12 protein-coding genes and 1 tRNA gene are annotated in these 15,997 nt (G+C 72.0%); 5 read left to right on the top strand and 8 right to left on the bottom strand.

The genetic code is table 11. The features are described from left to right. Positions 1-1,524 precede the first annotated feature (1,524 nt). A complete protein-coding gene (locus ACGFNP_RS18565; RefSeq protein WP_393319971.1) occupies positions 1,525-1,986 on the top strand; it encodes a toxin glutamine deamidase domain-containing protein in 462 nt (153 codons plus the stop codon). Next, positions 1,983-2,252, top strand: coding sequence for a hypothetical protein (locus tag ACGFNP_RS18560; protein ID WP_358317212.1), 270 nt, complete (start codon positions 1,983-1,985; stop codon positions 2,250-2,252). The genes ACGFNP_RS18565 and ACGFNP_RS18560 overlap by 4 nt, the downstream gene beginning before the upstream one ends. A 627-nt stretch (positions 2,253-2,879) precedes the next feature. On the opposite strand, the gene ACGFNP_RS18555 is transcribed toward ACGFNP_RS18560, so the two are convergent. The 4 genes from ACGFNP_RS18555 to ACGFNP_RS18540 form a co-directional block, all read right to left on the bottom strand. Next, positions 2,880-5,369: an ABC transporter permease gene (locus tag ACGFNP_RS18555; protein WP_393319968.1), complete on the bottom strand. Its 2,490-nt coding sequence runs from the start codon at positions 5,367-5,369 to the stop codon at positions 2,880-2,882. A gap of 1 nt (position 5,370) precedes the next feature. Then, on the bottom strand, positions 5,371-6,123 hold the full coding sequence (locus tag ACGFNP_RS18550; protein WP_358317216.1) for an ABC transporter ATP-binding protein: 753 nt from the start codon (positions 6,121-6,123) through the stop codon (positions 5,371-5,373). 105 nt (positions 6,124-6,228) lie between these two features. Then, entirely contained in the window at positions 6,229-6,879 is a 651-nt protein-coding gene (locus ACGFNP_RS18545) for a response regulator (RefSeq protein WP_393319965.1), read from the bottom strand. Next, positions 6,879-8,060, bottom strand: a complete 1,182-nt coding sequence (locus ACGFNP_RS18540) for a histidine kinase (RefSeq protein WP_358317219.1) — start codon at positions 8,058-8,060, stop codon at positions 6,879-6,881. Before ACGFNP_RS18540 ends, ACGFNP_RS18545 begins: the two co-directional genes overlap by 1 nt. Positions 8,061-8,206: 146 nt before the next feature. On the opposite strand from ACGFNP_RS18540, the gene ACGFNP_RS18535 reads away from it, so the two are divergent. Next, the gene (locus tag ACGFNP_RS18535; RefSeq protein WP_393319962.1) at positions 8,207-8,716 is read left to right on the top strand and encodes a hypothetical protein; all 510 of its coding nucleotides are present in this window, start codon (positions 8,207-8,209) and stop codon (positions 8,714-8,716) included. Here the strand turns inward: ACGFNP_RS18535 and ACGFNP_RS18530 are convergent. Continuing rightward, positions 8,713-9,735, bottom strand: coding sequence for a helix-turn-helix domain-containing protein (locus tag ACGFNP_RS18530; RefSeq protein ID WP_358317222.1), 1,023 nt, complete (start codon positions 9,733-9,735; stop codon positions 8,713-8,715). The two genes, ACGFNP_RS18535 and ACGFNP_RS18530, sit on opposite strands and share 4 nt — an antisense overlap. 154 nt (positions 9,736-9,889) lie before the next feature. Here ACGFNP_RS18530 and ACGFNP_RS18525 point away from each other — a divergent pair, with 154 nt between their 5' ends. Continuing rightward, positions 9,890-13,675 carry a S8 family serine peptidase gene (locus ACGFNP_RS18525; RefSeq protein WP_393319959.1) on the top strand — a complete coding sequence of 1,262 codons (3,786 nt, stop codon included), beginning with the start codon at positions 9,890-9,892 and terminating at the stop codon, positions 13,673-13,675. A 6-nt stretch (positions 13,676-13,681) separates the two neighbouring features. Here ACGFNP_RS18525 and ACGFNP_RS18520 read toward each other — a convergent pair. Together ACGFNP_RS18520 and bcp are read right to left on the bottom strand one after the other, a co-directional pair. Then, positions 13,682-13,764, bottom strand: a tRNA-Leu gene (locus ACGFNP_RS18520). Positions 13,765-13,853: 89 nt separating this feature from the next. After that, entirely contained in the window at positions 13,854-14,327 is a 474-nt protein-coding gene (gene bcp, locus ACGFNP_RS18515) for a thioredoxin-dependent thiol peroxidase (protein WP_358317226.1), read from the bottom strand. A gap of 135 nt (positions 14,328-14,462) precedes the next feature. Between bcp and ACGFNP_RS18510 the strand changes: the two genes are divergently transcribed. Beyond that, positions 14,463-14,795, top strand: a complete 333-nt coding sequence (locus ACGFNP_RS18510; RefSeq protein ID WP_358317228.1) for a DUF3618 domain-containing protein — start codon at positions 14,463-14,465, stop codon at positions 14,793-14,795. A gap of 5 nt (positions 14,796-14,800) precedes the next feature. Here ACGFNP_RS18510 and ACGFNP_RS18505 read toward each other — a convergent pair whose 3' ends face one another. Next, positions 14,801-15,994, bottom strand: coding sequence for an amino acid deaminase/aldolase (locus tag ACGFNP_RS18505; protein WP_393319955.1), 1,194 nt, complete (start codon positions 15,992-15,994; stop codon positions 14,801-14,803). Positions 15,995-15,997 lie beyond the last annotated feature (3 nt).

Genomic DNA, 15,997 nt, shown 5'->3' with positions numbered 1-15,997 from the left:
GTCTCGTCGGGTGGTGCGTCTGTTACGTCGTCTGGCGGGCAGTCGCCTGCGTCGTCGGTTGGGTCTGTTTCGTCGGTCGGGCAGTCGGTCGCGCCGTGGGCCGTCCAGGTGAGTGCTCCGTCCATTACGTCGTCGGGTGGTCAGCCGTCCACGCCGTCGGCTAGGGACGCGTCGGCGCAGCCGGGAGCTCTGCCGGGCGGACGCCACGAGGCGCCTCCGGCCTCCCGGCGCGTGGCATCGAGTGGTGTGCCGGGAATGGCGCAAGTGGGCGAGTCGGGGCCGGCCAACGGGCCTGTGCCTGCCAGCGGCTTGGCTCCCGGGGCGCTCGCTGGTGGGTGGGCTTCCGGGCGTGGCCCGATCTCCGGGAGCGGCTCGGCGCTCGCCGATGGCTCAGCCCTCAGGAGTGACTCGGCGGGCGGCCCGGAGGCAGCGACCAACGCGCTGGGCGGCTCTGGAGTCGCGAGTGGTGCGGCGACTACCGGATCGGTAGTAGGCCGCAGGGCGGCAGAGGCTGGCGGTGGCCGAGGCGTGGCCGGTGGCGAGGGTACGGCCGGTGGTGCCGGTGTGTTGGGTGATGCCGGGGCTGCCCGCAAGACGGGGGCAGGCGGCGCTGGGGCTGCTCACGGGATGGCGGGCGGTGCCGTAGAGGCTGGCGCTGGCGGCGGCGGTGCGACCGGAGGCGCTGGTGTGTTGGGTGGTGCCGGGGCTGTCCGCAGGACGGCGGCAGGAGGCGCCGGGGCTCGCCGCAGGGCGGCGGGCGGTGGCGCAGAGGCTGGCGTTGGCGGAGGTGCGGCCGGCGGCGAGGGTGCGGCCGGTGGGGCCGGTGTGTTGGGTGGGGCGGGGGCGTTCGGAGCGTCGGCGGCGGCCATTCTTGGGCTCTCACCGGATAGCGTCGCTTCAGGCTCGGCGGCGGTTGATACGGCAGGCCCGCAGGGAGCCGGGGTTGACGTGGCAGGCCCGCAGGGAGTCGGGGCGGATTCGACTGGACAGCAGGGCTCTGGGATGGCGGCGATCGGACCGCAGGAAACCGCGGTGGGGGAGGCTAATCGGCAAGGCGCCGCGCCGAGAGCGGCCAGGCGACATACAGCGGGTACGACGTCGGCGAGTCGGCAGGGAGCCGGTGCGACGGCGGCTGGGTGGCATGGAGCGGGTACTACGGCGGCCGGGTGGCCTGCAGCCGGTACGACGTCGGCGAGTCGGCAGGGAGCCGGTGCGACGGCGGCTGGATGGCATGGAGCCGGTGCGACGCCAGTTGGATGGCATGGAGCCGGTGCGACGCCAGTTGGGTGGCATGGGGCCGGTGCGACGGCGGCTGGGCAGTGGGGAGCCGGGGTAGGGGCGGCTGGGCGGCAGGAGGGCGTTGAGGGGGACTGGTTCGACCGGGCGCAGCGGCCGCCGAGGTTGGCCGGTTATCGGCCCTACGGTGTGCCCGGGGGGCTGGCCAAGCCTGACTCGCAGGTGGAGCATGACCTGGCGATGGCGATCCCGCTCGGTACGCGGTTTCCCGATCCGCGTGGGACCTGGGTGAGGCTGATCAACGGTGGTGGGCCGGCCGATGACCCGTTCCGGGCGTCCAACGCCGCCGACTGCGCGCTGGCCGTGCTGTCCACCTGGCACGGTGAGCCTGTGGCGGCGGCGCCGAGGTGGCCGGATCACGACCGGATCGGCAGGCCGCTGGTTACCGGTGAGGTGGGGGGTACGGCGCGGATCGAGCGGTGGGTGGGGCAGCGGTTCCAGTACTTGGGGCAGGGGCGGCACGCCTATCCGATGGTGGCGCGGCGGCTGGTCGAGGCGGGGCATGGCGCGGGGGCCGTGATCGTGGTGCGTTGGCCGGGTGGCGGGTCCCATGCGTGGAACGCGGTCAACTCGGGCGGCGAGGTGATCTGGATCGACGCCCAGCGGGGGCATATGGCCGTCGAACCGCCTTATCCGACGGTGACCGGGGTGTTCTGTGTGATCGTCGACAGGCAGGGGCAGCCGGCATGAATCTGGACCAGGCCAGGGCGGTGGCTGAGGAGTACTTCAACGGGGTGCGGAGGGCGGACGACTCCGTCTCGGTAGGGATTCATGGCTTCAATGAGGGATATGTCGCTTGGGTGCGGGAGCAGGATCCCGATGACCCGGCCACCCTGCCCGACACGGTCGGCGGGGGCTGCATTGTGATCGACAAGGCGACCGGGGAAGTGTTCACCCGCCCGCTCCTCGACCCGGAGACGGTCGCCGAGCTGTGGCCGGGCCGCACCCCTCGCTGACCGGCAGGGCCGCCCGCTTCGCGCACCTGGGAGGTCATCTCTGCGCGCCTACGAGCTCCCGCCTTTCGCGCGCTTCAGGAGGTCCCACCTCTCGCGCCTTGAGACCGCGCCTCTCGCTGACCAGGAAGCCGGGGCGCAGGGCGATTGGGGCGCTGGCTGGTCGAGGGCGCCTCCGACCGGGCGGCGGGTACCCCTGACCGGGCGGTGGGCATCCCCGATCGGGCGTCGGCCGGGCGGTGGACGCCCCAGGCCGGGCGTGGCCTTCCGGGACGTTTCGCTGTCGCGTGGGCCTGTGTTAGGTCCAGGTGGTCGGAGGCGGCGGGTGGCGGGCGTTTCCGGCTGGGTCGCGACTTTTCGGGATGTTTGGCCGTCATGTGGGTCTGTTGTAGGCCCGGCTGCCGGGCGTCGCCCCCGGGACGTCCGGCAGCCGTGTGCGGCTCGCCCTGCGTACGGTCCGTTGCGCGCGTACGCCAGGCCGCTGCACGCCGGGCCGTTGTACGCCGGGTCGCTGTGCGTCCGGCTGCCGTGCGGGCGGAGCCGCCGAAGGTGGGGCCGCGAGGGGTGAGGCTCGCCGCCCCAGACCTCCTCTATCCGAAATTGGGCGTCTTTATCATGATTTGTCGCACTTTATCCGGTTGCCAGCGACCCCACGATCGACGCCCGAGCCGCCCGCCGCGCAGGCAGTACGGCCGCCAGCACCCCGGCCAGCCCCGACAGCACCACGAACAGCGCGATCTGCCCACCAGGCACCACGAACCCGGCGCCGGCGATCATCGCCCGCATCGCCGCCCACCCGAACACGCCGCCGAGCACCACCCCGACCAGCGCCCCGATCAGCCCGAGCACCAGCGCCTCCACCGAGAGCATCCGCCGCAGCTGCGGCCTGGTCAGCCCGAGTGCCCGCAGCAGCGCCGACTCCCTGGTCCGCTCGTGCACCGACAGTGACAGCGTGTTGGCGATGCCGAGCAGCGAGATCAGGATCGCCAGTCCCAGCAGCCCGGTGATGATCATCAGCATCATGTCCAGCGATTCGTCGAACTGCCCGCGTACCTCCGTCGCGCTCGTCACCTGGACCATCGGGTAGGCCGCCGTCGCGGCGTCCACCACTTCGCGGGCCTGGGCGGCGGGCACGCCGTCCTTGATGTTCACCATCACCCGCGAGTCGGGCACCTGGCCGAAGTACTCGTCGAAGGACCGTTCGGCCACGGTGAGCGTCGGCAGGGCCGACGAATCGCCGTTGAGGACGGCGACCACCCGCAACGTGACGGTCCCGGCCTTGGCGGTCCGCACCGCGACCGTGTCGCCGAGCCGCAGCCCGAACTGCTTGGCCGCCTGGTCGGCCACCGCGACCTGCCCAGGATCCAGCCGAGCCATCGAGCCGGACTCGATTTCGGGCTTGATGGGGCCGTTGAAGGTGCCGACCTCCACCGAATCGCCGGAGACCTTGGCCTTGGCCTCGCGGATCTGCAGCACCGAGGCCAGTTCGGGGCGCCGCCGCAGCTCGTCGGCCACCGATCGGGGGACGGCGGCGTCGCGTTCCTGGGTGGCCAGCAGGTAGTCGATGGGGAACTGGCTGTCGAGCTTGGCCGTCATCGTCTCCCGCGTCGAGGCGGTGACCACCGAGATCAGCGTCATGAGCGTCACGCCGATGGTCAGCGCCACGGTCGTGGTGGCGGCCCGGCGGGGGTTGCGGCCGGAGTTGTCCACGGCCAGGCGTCCCGGCACGCCGAACAGCTTGGCCGGGATCCATCCCACCAGCGCGCTCAGCGGCTTGACCAGCACCGGTCCGAGGATCAGCACGGCCAGGAAGGTCAGCGCGCCGCCGCCCATCACGACGAAGAGCGGCACCATCGTGCCCGGGTCCAGCGCCAGCGCTCCGTAGCCGGCCGTGCCGAGCCCGGCGACGAGGAAGAGCGTGGCGAGGACCACGCGTACGACGCCCGTGCGGAACGTCTGCTCCTCCACCTGCGTGCGCAGCGCCGCGATCGGTGCGACCCGGGTGGCGGCCCGCGCGGGCAGCAGTGCCGCCCCGACGGTGACCAGCAGGCCGAGCGCCAGGCCGCTGAGCATCGTGGCCGGTGACAGTGCGATGGTCGCGTTCGTGGGCAGCGGGGAGTCGAGCGCGCCGAGCACCGCCAAGGTGGCCGTGCCCAGGCCGTAGCCGACGAGCAGGCCCAGCGCGGACGACAGCAGGCCGACGGCCGCGGACTCCAGCAGGATCGAGCCGAACACCTGCCCGCGGGTGGCGCCGATGCAGCGCAGCAGCGCCATCTCCCGGGCCCGCTGCGCGACGAGGATGTTGAACGTGTTGTAGATGACCAGCGCGGCCACCAGCATGGACACCAGGCCGAACAGCAGCAGCCCGGTGGTCAGCGACTCCATCTGGACACCGGACGCGGCCGCCAGGCTCTTGGCGAGCTCCGCGCCCGTCTTGACCACCGCTCCCGCTCCGGCGGCGGCGGCGACCGCTTGCTTGAGACCGGCGGCGTCGCCCGCGATGTCGATCTCGACGAAGCCCTTGGCCCCGGTCATGCGCTGAGCCGTGGCCGGAGTGAAGCCGATCGCGCCGGAATACCCCAGCTCCTGGTCCAGGCCGGTGTCCATGATGCCGACCAGTCTGAACCGCTGCTCGCGGTGACGGGGGTCGAGCACGGTGATCGTGTCGCCGGGCTTGAGTCCTTGGGCCTTGGCGGTGTTCTTGTCGAGCACCGCCGCCTGGTTGTCGGATCCGGGGCCGGTGCCGCTGAGTATGGCGGCGCGGCCGAGCCGGCCGGACACGATCGAGATGCCGATGGTCGCCCAGCTGCCGACGGCCTTGCCGTCCTTGCCCAGCAGTGGCGCGCTGCCGCGGATCAGCCCCTGCGCCTCCAGCACGCCGGAGAGGCCGCGCACCTGTTCGAGCGTGCGTTCCGGCAGGGTCGCGTCATTGTCCTTGGGCAGTACGGCCAGGGCGACCTTGTCCGCCTCGGCCGTGGCCTGCTGCGAGAAGCCGGCCTTGATGGTGTCGGTCAGCACGAACGTACCGGCGATGAAGCCGACGCCCAGCGTGATCGCCAGCGAGGTGAGCAGCAGCCGCAGCTTGTGCGCGCGCAGTCCGGCCAGAGTCGTCTTCAGCAACTCAGGCCTCCAGCTTCATCAGCGTGTCGTGCACGGACTGCGGCGAGGGAGCGCTGATCTCGCTGACCAGCTCGCCGTCGCGCAGGAACACCACGCGGTCGGCGTACGCCGCGGCCACCGGGTCATGCGTGACCATGACGATGGTCTGGCCGAGCTCGCGTACGGACGTGCGCAGGAACGACAGCACCTCGGCGCCGCTGCGCGAGTCGAGGTTGCCCGTGGGCTCGTCGGCGAAGATCACCTGGGGTTTGCTGATCAGCGCCCTGGCCACGGCGACACGCTGCTGCTGGCCGCCGGAGAGCTCGGTCGGCTTGTGGGCGAGCCGGTCCCGCAGCCCGACCGTGTCGATGACGCGGTCGAAGAGCAGCTGGTCCGGCTGGCGGGCGGCGATCTCCAGGGGCAGGCGGATGTTCTGCTCGGCGGTCAGGGTCGGCAGCAGGTTGAACGCCTGGAAGATGAAGCCGATCCGCTCGCGGCGCAGCAAGGTGAGCTGTTTGTCGTTGAGCCCGGTCAGCTCCACGTCGCCGATGTGCACAGTGCCGGAGGAGGCGGTGTCGAGGCCGGCCAGGCAGTGCATCAGCGTGGACTTGCCGGATCCTGACGGGCCCATGATCGCGGTGAACGCGCCCGTGGCGAAGGCCACGTCCACGCCGCGGAGGGCGTGCACCTGCGCGTCGCCTTGGCCGTACACCTTGGTCAGCGCTCTGGCCACCACCGCTGAGGGGGCCTGGCGCCGGGTATCGGTGAGGGTCACGTTCACTCCTTCTCATCTGCGGGAACGTGACCAACTTAGGAGCGGAAAGTTCGCGAAATATGGGCCCTGAGGAGGGACTTCGGGTAGGCCCTGCGATGACCCGGGTCAGCCTTTCGGCTGATGGGACGGGACCACCAGCCCGGCCTCGTACGCGTAGACCACCACCTGGGCGCGGTCCCGCAGCCCCAGTTTGGCCAGCACCCGGCCTAGGTGCGTCTTCACCGTCGCCTCCGCCAGCACCAGGCGGGCGGCGATCTCCAGGTTGGACAGGCCGCGGGCCACCATGAGCAGCACCTCGCGCTCGCGGGGCGTCAGTTCTGACGCGTCCGCGAGCTGGTCGGTCGGCAGTTGGGCGGCGAACCTGCCGAGCATCCGCTTGAGCGTGCTCGGCGCCACGACGGCGTCGCCCGCGTGCACCGACCGGATCGCGCTCACCAGGTCGTCGGTCGGCACGTCCTTGAGCAGGAAGCCCGAGGCGCCCGCCTTGACCGCGGCGAAGGCGTACTCGTCGAGGTCGAACGTGGTCAGGATCAGCACCTTGGGGCCGTCGATGTGCCGGGTCGCCTCCACACCGTCCATCTTCGGCATGCGCACGTCCATGAGCACCACGTCCACCTCGACGTCGCGCAGCACCTCCAGCGCCCGCACCCCGTCGCCGGCCTCGGCCACCACCTCGATGTCGGGCTGGGCGCCCAGCACCATCCTGAACCCGGCCCGCAACAGCTCCTGGTCGTCGACCAGCATCACCCGTATCACTAGGCCGCCCTGGTGCCCGGCACCGGCAGCCTGGCCAGCACCTCGAATCCGCCGCCCGTGCGCGGACCCGCCGACACCGCTCCGCCGTACATGCCGACCCGTTCCCGCATCCCGACCAGCCCGTGCCCGTCGGGGCTGCGCGGCGCCGTGGCGCCCCGGCCGTCGTCGGTCACCCGCACGACCAGCTCGCGACCGCCGTACTGCAGCTCGACGAGCGCGCGGACGCCGGGGCCGCCGTGCTTGAGCGCGTTCGTCAGCGCCTCCTGCACGATGCGGTAGACCGCGAGCTGCTGCCCCTCGGGCAGCTCGCCGGGCGGGCCGCCGATCCGCAGCCGCGCGGGCACGCCCGCACCGCGGACCAGCTCCTCCAGCTGCCCGAGGCCCGGCTGCGGCGTGTAGTCGGTCCTGTCGGAGCCGTCCTCCCGCAGCACGCCGACCAGCCTGCGCATCTCGGCGAGCGCCTCGCGGCCGGTCTTGGAGATGTTGTGTACGGCCTGCCGCGCCTGGTCGGGGTCGCTGCCGATGGCGTATCCGGCGCCGTCGGCCTGGACCACCATCACGCTGACGTTGTGGGCCACCACGTCGTGCAGCTCCCTGGCGATCCTGGCGCGCTCGGCCGCGGCGGCTATCCGGGCCTGCTGGTCGCGTTCGCGCTCGGCCCGTTCGGCCCGCTCCTCCAGGCTCTCCATGTAGCGCCTGCGGGTCCTGGCGTACAGGCCCATCAGCCAGACCGTCACCACGAGGATCGAGCCGCTGAAGAAGAGGCTGAACGTCGGCGCGTTCCAGTGCACCATGACCAGGAGGACGCCGACCTCGGCCACCGCGCCCGCGGCGATGGCCCACCGGGACGCGCACCGCAAGGCCACCGAGTAGAGCGCGACCAGCACCGCGATGTCGGCGGGCATCGGATCGATCTTCGCCAGCCACTGGGCGAAGCAGGTCAGCGCGAGGATCGCGAAGACGGTCAGCGGCCGGTCGCGCCGCCACAGCAGGGGGACGATCAGCGCCGCGCACAGGACGAGGTAGCCGGCCACCCCGATGTACAGGCCGCCGTTGTTGAACGGCCCGTTCGCCCCATAGGGCACGGCCATGGACACGCAGAACACGGCCAGCGGCGCCACCCGGAGGCCGTCCATGAGCTTGCCGTGGCGTCCCGACCAAGCCAGTACCCTGCCGAACACATCATTACGATACGAAGGCTGTGGCGTGGATTTGTCCGCCTGTAGGGGGAGATCTGGGTACGACCCAGGTCTTACACCAGCCTTACGGAGCATCGGGCACTCTTGTCGTTGGGAGCGCCCTTTGGGGCGAGTAAAGGGAGATCGTGATGGCGGATCATGATCGTGACGCCGGGTCGCGTGGCGAAGAGGAAGCGCCACGCGACCCGACCCCTGGAGACCGGTTAAGCGCTCCGCACTCCCCAGGACCTGCCGCATACGCGGCTCCGCGCTCTGACAGCTTCCGCGATTTCATCCGCCAGAAGCCCGCGCAGATCATCGGCGCGGGTCTCATCGGACTGGTCATCGGCGGCGTGCTCGGGGGCGGCGCCGTGGCGATGATCAGCGGCATCGTCCACCGCCACGACGCGCCCCGCGTCTACTGGCAGAACCCGGCCTGGGAGCCCTACCCCGGTTACCAGGGCTGTCGCCCGGTCCCTGGCGGCACCTACTGCGGCCGGCAGCCACCGTACGTCAATCCGATGCCCGGGATCGGCCCCAACGCCGTGCCCTCCACGATGATCCCCAGCGGCGTGCCGACGCCTCCTTCCACGATGGTTCCCACCAGCACGCCCTCGCCTATGCCCACGCCGGTGCCCACGCCCACCAAGACGGGTTAGGGCGCCCGCAGTCCAGTACCGCGGTCAAGAACCAGCAGGTCGTGCTGCGCGGCCAGGAACCCGGCGTGGAACCGCGTACGGGCCCCCAGCCGCTCGCAGAGCTCCTGCACCCGGCGCTGCACGGTACGCGGGCTGAGACCGAGCTGTCGCGCGATCGCGTCGTCCTTCATCCCCACCGCCAGCAGGGCGAGGACCTCGGTGTCGCCCGGCTGCGGCCACACCTCCCGCTCGATGTGCGCGGCCGGGTCGGCGGACAACCGCAGCGGCACGGCCGCCTGCCACAGCACCTCGAACAGCCCCACGAGCGCGTCGAGCAGCGCCGACGGATGGACGACCAGCGCGCTCTCCACCGCCCGGTGCTCGTCGGACACCAGCGGCAGCATGGCCGTGCGGCCGTCGGCGATGGCCAGCTTGACGGGCACCTGCCCCAGCCGGGCCTGCTCGCCGTCGGCGATCGCCTGCCGCGTGTGCGCCAGCATGCCGGGCTCCTCGAACGCCAGCGGTCCGTAGATGCCGCGGACGGCCGGGCCCTGGTGGGCGGCACGCTGCTGGTTCTCCTGATCGTCCAGGATGTCGACCGCGTACGGCGGGCGCACCAGCACGAGCATCTCGGTCGTGACGCTCCGTTCGAGCTGGAGGTAGCGGCGCGCGACGGCGTAACGGCCGGTCACCACCTCCAGCACCTCCTCGGGATGCGGCCCGGTGCGGTCGGCCACCTCGGTGGCGAGCAGCGCCGCGGCGGCCCGGCTGTGCGTGATCTCCTCCTGACGGCGGGCCACCAGCACGTCGATGGCGATGTTCGGGGGCGTGGCGATCAGCCGCAGCGGTCGGCCCGCCACCCGGGAGATCAGTCCGAGGTCCTCCAGGCGGGGCAGCATCCGGCGGATGGCCGCGGCGGACGCGCCGGTCTCGGTGGCCAGCTGGCTGAGCGTCGCGGGGCCGTGGCGGAGCAGCGCCCGGTAGGCCGTCTCCTCGGCGACGCTGACGCCGAGGCCCTCCAGTAGCCGCCGTTGCGCCATGGCCGCCCACCACCGTCCTGTCGTCCCATAAGGGAGCGTAGTCCAGGCGGGTTTACGACAAGTCGGGATCTCGCCAGGCGAGACCTATAGACCGGAACGCCCCCAGGTCACTAGGAATTGGGTCGGCATATTACTCGCCTTCTGGAGGTGGCCCATGAGGCCCAGGCATTGGACAGCGGTGGCCGCCTCCCTGGCGGTGGCCGCGGCCACCATGGTGACCGGCGCGGGGGCGCGCGCCGACGGCGCTCCGGCACCGGCGGCGGACCCCGCGAAGCAGGGCTACGACATCACGCTGATCACCGGCGACCAGGTGCACGTCTCTGTCACCGCCGACGGCCGCCAGAAGGCGAGTGTCACGGCCGCCCCACGCGGGGACGGGCCGCCGGCCGGCTTCCGCATCACCGAGGACGCCGGGCAGCTCACGGTGCTGCCCAGCGACGTGGAGGGGCTGGTCCCCGGCCGTCTCGACCCTGACCTCTTCAACGTGACCGCCCTCGCCGCCCAGGGCTACACCGACGCCCAGTCGGACGCCATCTCGCTCATCGTGACGTACGGCAAGCAGGGCGTCATGCCGGTGATCCCAGCGCTGAAGGCGGTCCGCACGCTGGAGAGCATCGGCGGGTCGGGTGTCCGCTTAGCCAAGAGCGCGGCCAGGGGTTTCGGCGGTGACCTGTCCGCGCTGGCCGCCGGTCGTGCGAAGAGCGCGCTCGACGGTGTCACCAAGATCTGGCTCGACCGCAAGGTGGAGCCGGCGCTGGACCACAGCGTGCCGCAGATCGGCGCGCCGGCGGCGTGGTCGGCGGGCTACGACGGCACGGGCACGACGGTGGCGGTCCTGGACACCGGTATCGACACCGGGCACCCGGACCTGGCGGGGAAGGTCGCCGACGAGCGCGACTTCACCGACAGCGGCAGCGCGACCGACGAGTTCGGGCACGGCACGCACGTCGCCGACATCATCGCGGGCAGCGGCACCGCCTCCGGGGGTTCGCGCAAGGGCGTCGCCCCCGGCGTCAAGCTGCTCAACGGCCGGGTCCTGGACGCCGGCGGCGAGGGGCTCAGCTCGTGGATCATCGACGGGATGGAATGGGCGGCGGGGGAGAAGCACGCCGACATCGTGAACATGAGCCTGGGCGACACCAGTCCGGGCGGCCCGCTGACCGACGCCCTGGGGGAGCTGTACGGAACGTACGGCACCCTGTTCGTGGTGGCGGCGGGCAACCGGGGCTGCGAGGTCTGCGTCGGGAGCCCGGGAGACGCCCCCGCCGCGCTGACCGTCGGCGCGGTCGACGGCCAGGACCGGCTCGCCGAGTTCTCCAGCTACGGCCCCATCGGGCTGGAGCGCGCGGTGAAGCCCGACATCACCGCTCCGGGCGTCGGCATCGTCGCGGCCCGGGCCAAGGGCACCTCGCTCGGCGAGCCGGTGGACGACAACTACACCCGCCTGTCCGGCACCTCCATGGCCACCCCGCACGTCGCCGGGGCCGCCGCGCTCCTGCGCCAGTCCCGCCCCGGCATCTCGGCCGGCGAGCTGAAGTCCCTGCTCATGGGTACGGCCAAGCCCATGCCCGACACCCCGGTGGACAAGCGGGGCACCGGCCGGGTCGACGTGGCCGCGGCGCTCGGAGAGCCGGTGCTGGCCGCCGAGGGGCCGATCGACTTCGGGCTGTCCGAGGTGTCCGCAGGGAAGCCGGTGACCCGCGAGATCACCTACCGCAATCCCGGTAAGACCCCGGTCACCCTCGGCCTGGCCACCGGTGGCCCGTTCAGCGTCTCGCCCGCCGAGCTCTCCCTGCCCGCCGGCGCGAAGGCGACGGCGCGGCTCACCCTCGACGCCGCCAAGGCGCAGCCCGGGCGGCAGCGCGCGGAGCTCGTCGCGACGCCGCGAGGCGGCCCGCCGATCCGCACCTCCCTGACCGGCAGCGTCGAGGTCAAGCGGGCCCGGCTGCGGGTCAGCGCGATCGCCAGGGACGGCCGCCCCGCCCAGGGCGCCATCACCGCGCTGAACGTGGACGACGGCACCCGCGACGGCCGCGAACTGCCCTTCGACCCGGTGCGGAGGTGCGAGGAGGACCAGGACGGCACGTGCGTGCTGGTGCCGCCCGGCACCTACTCCGTGCTCGGCGTCATCAAGACCCTGCGCCCCACGGTCGACAGCATGTCCTACCCCGACCGTGGCACCGTGCTCAACGTGAGCCTCGCCGGAGACCCCGAGCTGAAGATCACCGGCGACACCAAGGTCGTGCTCGACGCCCGCAAGGCGGTCGAGGTGAAGGTCGACACGCCTGACCACCCGACCAAGCGGAACAGGGGCACCGCGACCAAGCTCATCTGGGCCCGTACGCCCGCCAAGGGCACGCCGCTCACCGAGACCATCCTGCAGGACGAGAGCGCCGACGAGGCGTACTACCTGCAGCCGACGAGGCGGGTCATCAAGGGCGCGTTCGCCGTCGCCACCCGGTGGCACCTCGAAGCCCCCGCCATCACCATGCGGACGGCCGGCCTGGAGCTGAACCCCGACTACGTCGACCCCGTGTGGTTCAGCGACCTGTCCGCCGACTTCCCGCGGCTCGACGGCACCACGCTGCTCCTGGCCGTGGACGCCGGGACCGGCACCCCCGCGGACCTCAAGGGCCGCGACCTGCGCGGCAGGCTCGCGCTGATCCGCCGCACCGCCGACCTGACAGTCGCCGCCCAGTCCAACGCCGCCGCCGCGGCCGGGGCCCGGATGGTCGCGGTCTACGGCGATCTGCCGGTGTCCGAGAGCGGGGTGAAGCTGAAGGTGCCGACCGTCGCGCTCACCGGCCGCGAGGGCGCCCGGCTGGCCGAGCGGCTGCGCCGGCTGCCGGTGCCGGTCCTGGCCAAGGGCATCGTGGCCAGCCCGTACGTGTACGACCTGTACCTCAGCGAGGAGGGCAGGGTCAGGGACAAGCTCGACCACACCGTGCGCGCGAAGTCCCTGGCCCGGGTGGACTCGGACTTCTACAGCCAGCTCGCCGACGACGTGACGCTCTCCGAGAACCGTTTCGGGTGGCAGCCGTGGGAGACCACCTCCTGGGACACGGGCCGGCCCGTCTCCCGGACGCCGCGTGACCGGGTCGACTACCTCTCCGCCGGTCCCGGGGTGCGCTGGAGCAGCAGCATGGAGACGCCGGAACGGCCGTACAACTACACCTGGGAGCACGACCGCGCCCACATCGGGGTCGCGGGCCCCGACGACGCGCCCTTCCAGGCCGGTGAGCGGATCGAACGCACCTGGTTCAAGCAGCCGCTGCTGCCCGGCCCCGGGCCGGTCCGGCCGCTACGCAGGGTGGGTGACCTGCTGCAGATCGACCTGTGGGGGCTCATCGACGCCGGGCGGAACACCGGCGTCGCGCAGACCGACGACTTCGAGACCGGTATGAAGACCGGCTGGCGGTTGTACCGGGGAGACACTCTGGTGGCGCAGACCGACAGGCGCCCCCAGGGGGTGCTGCTCCTTCCGGCCGGAGCCGCCGCGTACCGGATGGAGTACGACGTCGAGAACCGCGCCACCTGGGCCCGGCTGTCGACCAGGACGAAGACGGCGTGGACGTTCCCGTCGGAGCACGACGCCGGCACGGGGACGACGGTCCCGCTGCTGCTCGCCGACTATGACGCGCCGACGGACCTGCGCAACCAGGCCGCCTCGCCGCGCCTCGGCCTGACCCTGCGCCACCAGGACGGCTCGGCGGCCGGGGCCGACCGAACCCCGATCAAGGAGGTGTCGCTGGAGGTGTCGTACGACGACGGCGCCTCGTGGCGCGCGGTCCGGCGGCTCACCTCGAAGGGGAACGGCGCCTATGAGGCCACGCTCGAACGGCCGCCGGCCTCCGGGTATGTCTCGCTGCGCCTCAAGGCCGCGGACACGCGCGGGGCGGCGCTGGCACAGGAGGTGATCAGGGCCTACGCGCTGAGGTAGCCGAGGTGCGGGCGGGGGGACTCGAACCCCCACAGTGTCTCCACCAACAGGACCTAAACCTGCCGCGTATGCCATTTCGCCACGCCCGCGCAGCCCCCGCCGATGCGGGCCTGAGCCGAGTTTAGCGTCCCGGCAGTGCGCTGGGGGCCCGTCGCGCGGGGGACGGGCCCCTCCCTTCTCACGCCAGCCCGAGCTTCTTCTTCAGGCTCGCCACGTGGCCGGTGGCCTTCACGTTGTAGAGGGCCTGCTCGATCTTGCCGTCGGCGTCGATGACGAAGGTCGAGCGGATCACGCCCACCATCAACTTCCCGTAGAGCTTCTTGGGGCCGTACGCGCCGTACGCCTTGTGCACGTCCAGGTCGGGGTCGGCCAGGAGCGGGAAGTTCAGGGAGTCGCGCTCGGCGAACTTGACCAGCTTGGCCGGCTTGTCCTTCGACACGCCGAGCACCACGAAACCCTCCGCGGTCAGCTGGCCGAGATTGTCGCGGAAGTCGCACGCCTGCTTGGTGCAGCCCGGCGTCATCGCGGCGGGATAGAAGTAGAGGATCACCCGCTTGCCGCGGAAGGTCTCGAGGGAGACGGACTCGCCGTCGGCGGCGGGTAGCGTGAACTCGGGCGCGGCGTCGCCGGGCGCGAGCTTGGTTTCGGTCATGGGGCCCTCCAGAGTTCGTCGAACAAAACCTACCGGCCTGCCCGGCGTGCCAGGCGGGACGGCGACCTGACAGACTGATCAGCGAACAGTGCCTGGCTTCATTCAGTGCCTGCTTCATTGGTCGAGAGGAGAGCCATGGCTGACACCGATCCCGACGAGCTGGAGCGGCGGATCGCGCGGACACGCGCGGAGTTGGCGGACACGGTCGACGCCATCGCCGACCGGGTGAGTCCCAAGCGGGTCGCCGAGCGCACGGTGGCCGACGTGAAGACGCGGGCAGGTCAGCTGGTGACCTCGGTCGGCGACGCGCTCGGGATGACACCGCGCCCCGCCGAGCCGGGTGACAACCCCGACCGGTTGTGGGACGACGAGGCGCCCGGCCTGGCGCCGGTGCTGATCGGCATAGGCGCGGTGCTGGTGGTCGGCGCGGCCGTCATGCTCTGGCGCCGCCGTCGCCGCCGCTTCTAGCCGCTCTACAGGAAGGTCCTGCCTTCGCCCCGGTACGTCGGGGCGGTCTCCACGACGGTGTCGCCGTCGATGAGGTGGAGCTCGGGGAAGCGCTCGCACATCTCGCCCGCCTTGGCGTGCCGGAACCACACCCGGTCGCCGACCCGCAGGTCCTGGGCCGCCTGGCCGAGCAGCGGCGTCTGCACCTCGCCCGCGCCCTCGTCGCGCGTGTAGCGAAGCCCCGCGGGCAGGTACGGCTGCGGCAGCAGGGTCGTCCCCGGCCGTCCGGAGGCCAGGTAGCCGCCTCCGAGCACCGTCACCGCGTCCACCGCCGGCCGGCGCACGACCGGGAGCGCGAACAGCGCGGCCGGATGGCCGGTGAAGGCGCGGTAGAAGTCGAAGAGCCGGGGATGGAAGAACCCGGAGCCGGCCGCCACCTCGGTGATCGCCTTCTCCCGCACGGTCCGCTCGATGGAGCCGGTGCCGCCGGCGTTGACGAACTCCAGGTCGCAGAGCTGCCGGACAGCGTTCACGATGCGGCCGCGGCGCAGGACCAGCTCGCGGGCCGACAGGCTCTGCATGACCCTGATCGCCCGGGCGAACGCCGCGTTGCCCGGCGGATCATCGCCGACCCCCGCGATCTGCCCTTCGTACGCCATCAGCCCGGCGAGGCGGAAGCCGGGCCGCTTGGCGATGTCGGCGGCCAGGTCGGCGGCCTGCTCGGGCTCGCGGATCGTGGAGCGCAGGGCGCCCGCCCGGAACCTCCCGCCGAGCGCCACATATCCCGCGTCGAGATCCATCGACAGCCGGAGCTCCAGCCGTGGATGGACGGCCGCCACCGCGTCGTCGATGTAGTCGAGATGGTCGGTGGAGTCGATGGTCAGCGTGATCTCCTCGGCCGCCCGCGGATTGCCGGCCAGCGCCGCGAGCGCGTGCCGGTCGGCGGTGGGGTAGGCCACGAGCACGTCGGTGAAGCCCCGCTCGACCAGCCAGAGCGCCTCGGGCAGCGTGAAGGCCATGATGCCGCAGAAGCCGTCCATGGCCAGGATGCGTTCCATGACGGAGCGGCAGCGGATCGACTTGCTGGCCACCCGGATCGGTTTGCCGGCGGCCCGTCGTACGAGATCGGCCGCGTTGGCGCGCATGGCCGCGAGATCGAGGATCGCGAACGGCGGTTCGAGTGCTGTGGTAGCCGTGTCGTAGCGCCCGCGATCGTCCATACC

Source organism: Nonomuraea sp. NPDC049269, from assembly GCF_043197155.1.
Classification (GTDB): Bacteria; Actinomycetota; Actinomycetes; order Streptosporangiales; family Streptosporangiaceae; genus Nonomuraea.
Note: the sequence above shows the minus strand (reverse complement) of the source record. Positions and strands in the feature narration are given on the sequence as shown.

Excerpts from the sequence above, each read along its gene's own strand:
- ACGFNP_RS18505 (WP_393319955.1), bottom strand. The coding sequence starts at position 15,994 with ATGGACGATCGCGGGCGCTACGACACGGCTACCACAGCACTCGAACCG.
- ACGFNP_RS18510 (WP_358317228.1), top strand. The coding sequence starts at position 14,463 with ATGGCTGACACCGATCCCGACGAGCTGGAGCGGCGGATCGCGCGGACA.
- bcp (WP_358317226.1), bottom strand. The coding sequence starts at position 14,327 with ATGACCGAAACCAAGCTCGCGCCCGGCGACGCCGCGCCCGAGTTCACG.
- ACGFNP_RS18535 (WP_393319962.1), top strand. The coding sequence starts at position 8,207 with ATGGCGGATCATGATCGTGACGCCGGGTCGCGTGGCGAAGAGGAAGCG.
- ACGFNP_RS18560 (WP_358317212.1), top strand. The coding sequence starts at position 1,983 with ATGAATCTGGACCAGGCCAGGGCGGTGGCTGAGGAGTACTTCAACGGG.
- ACGFNP_RS18525 (WP_393319959.1), top strand. The coding sequence starts at position 9,890 with ATGAGGCCCAGGCATTGGACAGCGGTGGCCGCCTCCCTGGCGGTGGCC.
- ACGFNP_RS18530 (WP_358317222.1), bottom strand. The coding sequence starts at position 9,735 with ATGGCGCAACGGCGGCTACTGGAGGGCCTCGGCGTCAGCGTCGCCGAG.